6 protein-coding genes are annotated in these 8,390 nt (G+C 70.5%); 1 reads left to right on the top strand and 5 read right to left on the bottom strand.

Going from position 1 to position 8,390, the window contains the following annotated elements; genetic code table 11:
- The 5 genes from AB0G16_RS37790 to AB0G16_RS37770 form a co-directional block, all read right to left on the bottom strand.
- A partial coding sequence (locus tag AB0G16_RS37790; RefSeq protein WP_362815683.1) for an RICIN domain-containing protein occupies positions 1 to 253 on the bottom strand: 253 nt, incomplete at its 3' end.
- A 1,884-nt stretch (positions 254 to 2,137) separates the two neighbouring features.
- Positions 2,138 to 3,154 carry a CNNM domain-containing protein gene (locus AB0G16_RS37785; protein WP_362815681.1) on the bottom strand — a complete coding sequence of 339 codons (1,017 nt, stop codon included), beginning with the start codon at positions 3,152 to 3,154 and terminating at the stop codon, positions 2,138 to 2,140.
- Positions 3,151 to 4,524: a hemolysin family protein gene (locus tag AB0G16_RS37780; protein ID WP_362815679.1), complete on the bottom strand. Its 1,374-nt coding sequence runs from the start codon at positions 4,522 to 4,524 to the stop codon at positions 3,151 to 3,153. The genes AB0G16_RS37785 and AB0G16_RS37780 overlap by 4 nt, the downstream gene beginning before the upstream one ends.
- Positions 4,525 to 5,082: 558 nt before the next feature.
- On the bottom strand, positions 5,083 to 6,555 hold the full coding sequence (locus AB0G16_RS37775) for an RICIN domain-containing protein (RefSeq protein WP_362815677.1): 1,473 nt from the start codon (positions 6,553 to 6,555) through the stop codon (positions 5,083 to 5,085).
- Positions 6,556 to 6,835: 280 nt separating this feature from the next.
- Positions 6,836 to 7,843 carry a PaaX family transcriptional regulator C-terminal domain-containing protein gene (locus AB0G16_RS37770; RefSeq protein ID WP_362815675.1) on the bottom strand — a complete coding sequence of 336 codons (1,008 nt, stop codon included), beginning with the start codon at positions 7,841 to 7,843 and terminating at the stop codon, positions 6,836 to 6,838.
- 19 nt (positions 7,844 to 7,862) lie between these two features.
- On the opposite strand from AB0G16_RS37770, the gene AB0G16_RS37765 reads away from it, so the two are divergent.
- Positions 7,863 to 8,390: cellulose binding domain-containing protein (locus AB0G16_RS37765; protein ID WP_362815673.1), on the top strand; the 528-nt coding region annotated here is incomplete at its 3' end.

Raw genomic sequence — 8,390 nt, 5'->3', positions numbered from 1 at the left:
TGACGTCGAGGACCTTGCCGGAGTGGCGGGACTTGACGCGGTAGTTGCCGCCGCCCGAATCGACGAACTGCCACTGCTGCTGGTTGCCGTTGTTACGGGTCCACTGGGTGATGCGGGCGCCGTCGTTGGTGGCCAGGTTGTAGAGGTCCAGGGCCTTGCCGCTGGTGCGGTTGACCAGCACGTACCAGGCGTTCGTGTCGACCGTCGCCGCCGAGGCCGTGTTCACGTTGGCCACGAGCATGACGGCGCCCATCAGGGCCGCCACCACGGCGGCCAGTGCCCTTCTTCGCCACCCGTGTCGCGTCGGAGAGGCGGGCAGGGCCCGAACGGGGACTTGCATGGCGTGCTCCTTGGGTCAGGTGAGGCCGCCGAGCGGATACCGGGGGGTGTGACGGTTGGAGGTGACGACGCCGAAGCCGCCCGGCGCGTGACCGGCGGCGCGCCGGGTCTCGAACTGGTACAGCCGATCGATCGAATGAAGTGTCTGATTTGTGAGGACATGACTGTTTTGTCGCCCTGCGAAATGTTAACGTTAACATTTCGGTGACGTAAACCGAGAGTAAAGAACGAACCCGTATCTCGTCAACGATCGTAAGGACTGATTTACGCCGCAACGTTCGGCGAGGGCGGGGCCGGACGGCGGTTCGTGAGGGCGAGCCGTCGCCCCCGGGGCACTTCCCTCGAGGGGCGCCGGCCGCGGGTACGGCCTGTCTTACCTGCTGGGGAAGGGGTGGCGATGGCGCCGGGGGGAGGGTGGCCGCGACTTCCCCGGCAGGGCCCTGGCTCGGCGCGCGTGGCATCGACGACGGAGCAGGGGTGGTGCCCCACCGCTTTCACCCCGAAAGTTTCAACGTCTTTACAGCCGTCGTCCCGGTGAGTCGGATCACCGGGGCGCTCCCGGGGACGCCCACCCGGAACCGGGCCGGGCGCGACGAGGGGCACCCGCCCGGCCCCGGGACGGCGGTTCGCTCGAGGGTCTGGACGTACCCGTCGGTTCCGTGGACGCGGGTCCGCCGCCCGTCCCGGATCGGCCGGGTGGGGGCCCTGCACCCCACGACGGCCGGTGACGTACCGCGCGGGCGCAAGCCTGGCGAACCCGTCTGGCGGAGTTGCCGGCGCGGGCGAAGGGTGAGCCGCCTGCCGAGATGGAGCCGAAACGGGAAACGGCGATGTCCTGATGGAGGGGAGAGGCCGGCGTACTTAACAGGTAGATATGAACGCACGTCAATTACATGAAAGGTGGAGCGAGCGGCTTTCGACTTTGACGGGTTCATAGGGAGTTTTACGTGGTTCCACCGGGGATTTCGCCGTCCGGGGGCTGGTCGTGTTCGTCGGTTCGGTGCGTAGGGCGGTGCAGTGGCGGGGCGACAGGGGGTGGCGTAGGACGCGCTCTCCGTCGGACTCGGATGCGAGGTAGCCGGGGGCGGACCGGCGGTCGGAGCGGGCGTGGAACGGCAGGCGCGGTCGTTGTGACCGTCCGACCGGCCACTGGGGGGCGGAGGTGACAACGGTTAATGTCATCGCTTTTGTCGCGAGCGTGATCATCGCGGTATTGGCCTGGACGAAATACGGCTTCGGGGTCCGCTGGCAAGATCACGAGCGGGCAGAGCGGGCAGAGCGGGAGAAGCGGCGGGAAGCGGGAGAAGCGGCGGGAAGAGAAAAGGTGGCGAGAGTGTACGGCCGGTAACGGCGGTCGCCATTGTCGGGATCCCGGGCGGCGACAGGCCGCCGAGTGGGATCGGGCCGGGTCGAGCGGTCCTGCTCGATGAGGGCGGGGCGCATCCGCATGACGGGCCGGCGGGGATGCCTGAGCAGGCCATCGGGAAGGGGCAGAGGTAGATGGATCTCGTGACCTGGCTGACGTGCGTAGCGATCTCGTTGACGATCGCCCTCAAGATCCACTTTATTCTCAAGAGGGAGAGAGAAGAGGAAGAGGACGAGCGCTGATCGTGGCATGCTGCCGCTGGTCTGGCCGGCTGCGCCGGGGATCGGCGCGGTGTCCCTGGCGTTTCGCGACGGCGCGCGCCGGAGGACTCCCAGGGGGAGTGGCGTGCCCGCCCCGGCCGCCCCCGGCACCGCCGTCCCGGGCCTTCGGGCGAGCGGGCGGGGCGGGCCGGGCCGGGTGCGACGTCCCCGGTCAGGTGGGGATCAGCAGTGTGCTCAGCAGGTCGTCCAGGCTGATCAGCCCGGTGAGGGTGCCGTCGGGGGCGCGGACGGACGCGAGCTGGCTGTGGGCGGCGCGCAGCGTGGCCACGGCCTGCGACACCGACATGGTGGAAGGCAGCTCGGGCAGCCGGTAGGCGAGGTCGCCCGCACGAGGGCCGGCGCCGCGGCGGCGGGCCAGGTAGGCGTCGCGCACGTGCACGACCCCGGTCGGCGCGCCGGCGTCGTCCCGGACGATCAGGCGGGTGCGGCCGGTGCGTGCGCAGGTGTCGATGACCTCCTGGCAGGAGGCGCCGGTCGAGACCGCGACGATGCCGTCGGCGGGGGTGACCAGCGGGGCGATCTCGGCGGCCGGGGCGCGCAGGGCCTGGGTGAGCACGGCGTGGTCGGTGGTCTCGATGAGGCCAAGGCGCCGCGACTCCTCCACCAGGCGCTGCAGCTGGGCGGGGGTGCGCGGGTTGGAGATCTCGTCGCGCGGCTGGACCCGCGCCAGGCGCAGCAGCAGGTTGCTGACGCCGTTGAGCGCGGTCAGGATCGGCCGCACCGCCACGGTGAAGCCGCGGAACGGCAGCGCCAGGAGGGTGGCCGAACGTTCGGGGTGGGCGATGGCCCAGGATTTGGGGGCCATCTCGCCGATGACCATGTGCAGGAACGTGACGATGGACAGCGCGATCACGAAGGCGACGACGTGCGCGGCGGCCTCGGGCAGGCCCCAGGCGTGAAACACCGGGGTCAGGGATCCGGCGATCAGCGGTTCGGAGACCACGCCCAGGCCCAGCGAGCACAGCGTGATGCCCAGCTGCGCCCCGGCGAGCATCAGCGACAGCTCGCGGATGCCCTTGACCGCCGCGGCGGCGGCGCGGCTGCCGTGCGCGGCTTCCTTTTCCAGCCGGTGTCGTTTGGCGGCGACCAGGGCGAACTCCGAGGCGACGAAGAAGCCGTTGCCGATCAGCAACACGACGGTGAGGGTCAGGCCCAGGGGCAGGTTCACGTGTTCTCGCTCTCGTGGGCCTGCTCGCCGGCGGGATCGGTGTGGCGCAGGGGGTGGAGCCGTACCCGTTCGGGGACGTGCCGGTCCAGGGTCAGTACCTCGATCTCGACGTGGGTGGGCGCGTCGTCGGCCATGGAGGGCACCAGCTTGGCGGTGACCACGTCGCCGGGGACGGCGAAGCGGCCCAGGCGGTCCAGGACCAGGCCGCCGACGGTGTCGTAGTCGTCCTCGTCGGGCAGTTCCAGGCCGGTCTGCAGGGCGATCTCGTCGATGCGCAGTTCCGCCTCGATCTCCCAGTCCTGGCCGGTGTGGGTCACGGCGGGGAGGTCGAGGTCGTTCTCGTCGGAGATCTCCCCGACGAGTTCCTCGGCGACGTCCTCCCAGGTGACGAGCCCGCTCAGGCCGCCGTGCTCGTCGAGCACGCAGGCGACCTCCTGCCCGCGGGCGTGCATCTGCGCCACCAGGTCCGGCAGCGAGGTCGAGAACGGCACCACCAGCACCTCACCGGCGATGTCGGCGACCCGGGTGCCCGCGGCCCGCTCCACAGGCAGGGCGGCCAGTTCGCGCAGGCTCACCATGCCGACCAGGTCGTCCACGCCGTCGCCGCCGAGGACCGGGTAGTGGGTGTGGCCGTGGCGGGCGACGATCTCGTCCAGCTCCGGGACCAGGGCCGAGCCGCTGACGGCGATGACGTTGGCGCGGGCGACCATGACCTCCTCGGCGGTGTGCTCGGAGAAGGCCAGCGCCCGCTCCAGCAGGTCGGCCTGCTCGCCGGGCAGGTGACCGTGGGCCTCGGACTCGCCGATGATGTGCCCGAGCTCTTCCAGGGTGGCGCCGTGGTGCAGCTCCTCGACCGGTTCGATGCCGACCGCCCGCAGCAACCTGTTGGCCGCCGAGTCGAACAGTTTGACGATCGGTCCGGCGATCATCAGGTAGATCAGGGTGGAGGAGGCCAGCGCGCGGGCCAGGGGTTCGGGCCGGGCCAGGGCGAGGTTCTTGGGCGCGAGCTCGCCCAGGACCATCTGGACGATCGTGGCGATGACGAAGCCGATCACCAGGGCGACGGCGTCGACCGCGCCGGCGCCCAGGCCGGCGGCGCTCAGCGCGGGGGCGACCAGCTCGGCGAGTGCGGGTTTGGCGATGAAGCCGACGACCAGCGCGGTGACGGTGATGCCGAGCTGGGCGCCCGAGAGCATGAACGACAATCGCTCCATGACCTTGACGGCCTTGGCGGCCTTCTTGTCCCCGGCGGCGGCCTGCTGCGACAGGGTCAGCCGGTCGGCGGTGACGTAGGCGAACTCCTGGGCGACGAAGTAGCCGGTCGCCAGGGTCAGCACCAGGACGGCCAGCAGACCGAGCGCGATACTCACTCAGAGCCCCCGCCCCGTGGCCGGCGGTCTCCGCGGTGGCCCGCGCCATGGCCTGAGTCCGATGAAACGGACATCACACCTTGCCCTTTCCCCGGCTCGGTGAGCCGTTCCGACGGACCCGGACAGCGTCGGTCCAGGCGATCGCACACCATGTCTTCGGACACCGTGGGACAAATGGCGCCGATGACCTGCTTGCTCAGGGCAACGTCCCACCTGCCGGCCGAGTGCCCGGTTGTGAGGCAGGTCATACCCCGGCCGTCTCACCGGTCACGCCTCCGGCCCGGTCACGACTCACCCCGCATGAGCGGGCGACGGCTCGCCTCGCACGGGCGACGACGGCTCACCCGGCATGGCGGCGACGGCTCGCCCCGCGAGAGTCGCGGGACGAGCCGTCGGTGCGTTCACCCTGGATCGCCCGGGCGGGCGGCCGGTTTCTCCGCCGTCGTTCCCGGGCCTTCCGGCGCCCAGGACGTTCAGGCGGACGTTCGGCGCGTTCGGCGCCCGCCGTACCTCCTGATCGATCCGTCGACGCCTGGATGTTCGGGTGTGCGGAACGGATCACGCCTGTGCGGCGTTCCGCGTGAACTGCTGGTTCTGCCCGCTGCCGCAGGTGTACTGGACCAGGCGGGTGCCGTCGGCGGTGGAGGCGCTCGGGACGTCGAGGCACTTGCCGGAGTGGCGCGCGACCAGTCGCACCCGGCCGCTCCCGGCGTCCTGCACCTGCCACTGCTGGTTCTGCCCGCTGTTGCAGGTCCACTGGAGGATCCTGGCGTTGTCGGCGGTCGAGGCCGCGTCCACGTCGAGGCATTTGCCGGAGTGCCCGGCGACGACCTGGTGGTAGCCGGTGCCGAGGTCGCGGAACTCCCAGCGCTGGTTGCCGCCGCCGTTGCAGCCGTACTGGGAGATCTCGGCGCCGTCCGCCGTGGACGCGCTGACCACGTCGACGCACTTGCCCGAGTGCCGCGCCGTGAGCGTGACCGTTGTGGGGGTACCACCCCCGCCGTCGCCCCAGCCGTACCTGAGGCGCTCGGCGCCGGTGGCGTTGCGGATACTCAGGTTCAGGTCGGTGCCGCTCCCCTGGAGGACGAACATGGAGTAACGGTCATAGCCGTACTCGCTGATCTTTCCCCCGAGCGCGGGCCAGTAGACCGACCCCATGCGGAGTTCCCGCATGGAGTCGGTGACGGCGCGGAAGTACCGGACGAAGTTGTTGGCGCTGTTCGGGTCGTTGTAGTTCAGACCGAAATCCATCTGGGCGCCGAACTCGGTCGTGACCGCGCGCGAGGCGCAGGTGCCCAGCCGTTCGCGGAAGCTCTGGACCCAGCCGGCGTAGTCCTTCTCGCCGTAGAAGAAGGCGTAGTGGTGGTAGGACAGCAGCGTCCCGGCGAGGCGGCCGTCGTTGCAGACCGGCCTGAGGTCCTGGCTGTAACCGGTGCCGCCCACGAGGATCCGGCCCTTCGGGATCGACGGGCGCGCGTTGATCCACGAGGCGGCCATGTTCGTCCACTCGGAGGCACTGTAGCCGTGGGGTTCGTTCATCGGCTCGAAGTGGACCAGGGCCTCGGAGCCGTACTGGGTGGTCACGGTGTTCCACATGGAGTCGAAGGCGGCCGTGTCGGTGACCCGGCCGCCGGAGGCCGCGCCGTCCTCCCAGTAGGCGAGGATCACCTTGAACCCTCTCGCGACGGCGGCGTCGATCGTGCCGCGGTAGGCGTTCCACCACGACGAACCGACGGTGTGGGTGTTGACCGGCAACCGGACGGTGTTGACGCCGAGCCGGCTCTCGAAACCGTTGTAGACGGCCTCCGCCTTGGCCCGGACCGTCGCGTAGCCGTCGGACTGGCTCAGTCCGTCGAGGACGAGCGGGCCCTTGACGAAGTTGTCACCCGGTACGGCCCAGTTCACGCCCCTGAACCGCGTGGTGTCGGCGCCGGCCGGCGAGGCGCCCGCGAGGGCGACCACCGACACCAGGGCCAGCGTGCCGACAGCGCCGAGCAGAATCCGGCGCAGGGGACGGGAGGTCCTTGCCATCTGTTGTCCTATCCCGTGGTGTCGTGTGGGCAGGGGCGCGAAGAGGAGGGCCGACCCCGGCGTCGGGCAGCCCGGCCGCCGTGGCCGTGGCCGTGGCCGTGGCCGTTCGGACGGCGCCGCTGCCCGGCGGAACCGTCATGGTCGTGGTGACCCAGGGCGGCCAGGCGCCGGCGGACGCGGACGAGCCCGTCCCGCCACGGGTGAGGGCATGCCGGTGTCGGGACCGATGTGGAGAGGCGACGACATGTTTCAAGGAGTGTTACCGCGGGACGTCGAAGTGTCAACCGTCGATGTCGGTGACAACGGGCGACGCGGACGACGTGACAGGGAGCGCCCGGCCCACGTCGTGACGAACGCCCGCTGCCATGTCCGCGACCGTGTGCGCCTGGATCCCGGGGCAGGGGCCGTTCGCGACGCGGGCCGCCACGGCGCGGACGTGGTCCTGCGCGGGCCGCAGGAGTCCGTCGTAGACCTGCACGAACAGGTCCCGGGCGCGTCCGCGCGGCCAGTCGGGCGACATGAGGACGGCGGGGAGCATCGGGTCGAGCACCGGGAACCGGCGGTAGACGTCCATCACCTCCGTCCGGGCACGCACCGCCGCGGCACCGGTCACCGCGCCGGCGGCTATCCTCGGCGCCAGCGGGCTCCACCGGTCGATGAAAGTTTCGTACTCCTTCGCGACGGCGGCCAGGTCCCAGGCCTCGACCGGATCACGGTCGGCCTCCGCCCCCAGATCCAGGTGCCGCGCGCGGAACATCGTCACCGAGCCGAGCGCCACGGCCGCCAGTTCCGCCCGCCCGTTCGGCGAGGGGGGGTCGGGTGATATCCACACCCCGTCGTACAGGGGGGCGTAGCCGTTCCAGCGCAGGTGCTCCCGCAGCGCCCGCCGCCGCGTGCTCTCCTGTTCCGGCATGGAGAAGACGACGACCGTCCACGAACCGTCCCAGGGATCCGCGTCCGCGCCGATGGCGGCGATCGACGTGCCGCCGTCGGACAGGTCGGTCGCGGCTCCCTCGGTCAGACGGTAGGAGCTGTACCGCCCCTGCCGGCTGCCCTCCAGGACGCCCTGGCGGACCAGCCTGCTGATGGACGTGCGCGCGGCGCCGCCGGTCACGCCGAACTCGCCCAGCAGGGCCACGATCGCCCCCGAGGGCAACCAGGCCCGGGTGCGTACGGTGTAGTCGGCGATCAGGGTCACCGTCAGGCCCTGGGCCGAGCTGCCCGGCCGCCGCGGCGGTCCGGCGACGACCTCGGGGAAGATCTCCTCGATATCGAACGGGCGTACCACGGCGCGCTCCCCGACGGGAATGGATCAAGACGGTGTCGACTGTACCGGGCGGCGCCGTTCCAGGTGGGGAGGCCAGGGCGCGGGGAGAGGCGGAGCCGGTCGGCCGGGACCGGGCCGTGTCCGCCGGGAGGCCGTGAAATTTTCACGTTTTAAGCCCGTGTCCGCCGCGCTGGTCAAGGGTGTGACCTGGGCCACAGCGTCGGTTCGACGGGTGCGGAAAGTCATGACCGAAAAAGAGGGGATTGACTTGCCGATGTCAGGGCTCCTAGTGTCTGGCCACCTCCCTCCCTCCAACAGAATCGGTCCGGACATGAAAAGATCAAGATCATTTAATCGATTTATGTTAACGATAACATCAGTGGTCGGAATAACGATCCCCACGGTGGCCGTCGCACAGTCGGCGGCCCAGGCGGCGGTGGCCTGCCGGGTGGACTACGCGGTGTCCTCGCAGTGGTCGGGCGGGTTCACCGGTGACGTCACCGTGCGCAACGCCGGTGACGCGGTCAACGGCTGGCGGCTGACCTGGACCTTCCCCGAGGGCCGGCGG

Origin of the sequence: Streptosporangium sp. NPDC023615, assembly GCF_040640155.1 — a bacterium.
GTDB lineage: Bacteria > Actinomycetota > Actinomycetes > Streptosporangiales > Streptosporangiaceae > Streptosporangium.
Note: the sequence above shows the minus strand (reverse complement) of the source record. Positions and strands in the feature narration are given on the sequence as shown.

Bases quoted from the DNA above. Each gene is read 5' to 3' on its own strand.
- AB0G16_RS37775 (WP_362815677.1), bottom strand. From the start codon at position 6,555: ATGGCAAGGACCTCCCGTCCCCTGCGCCGGATTCTGCTCGGCGCTGTC.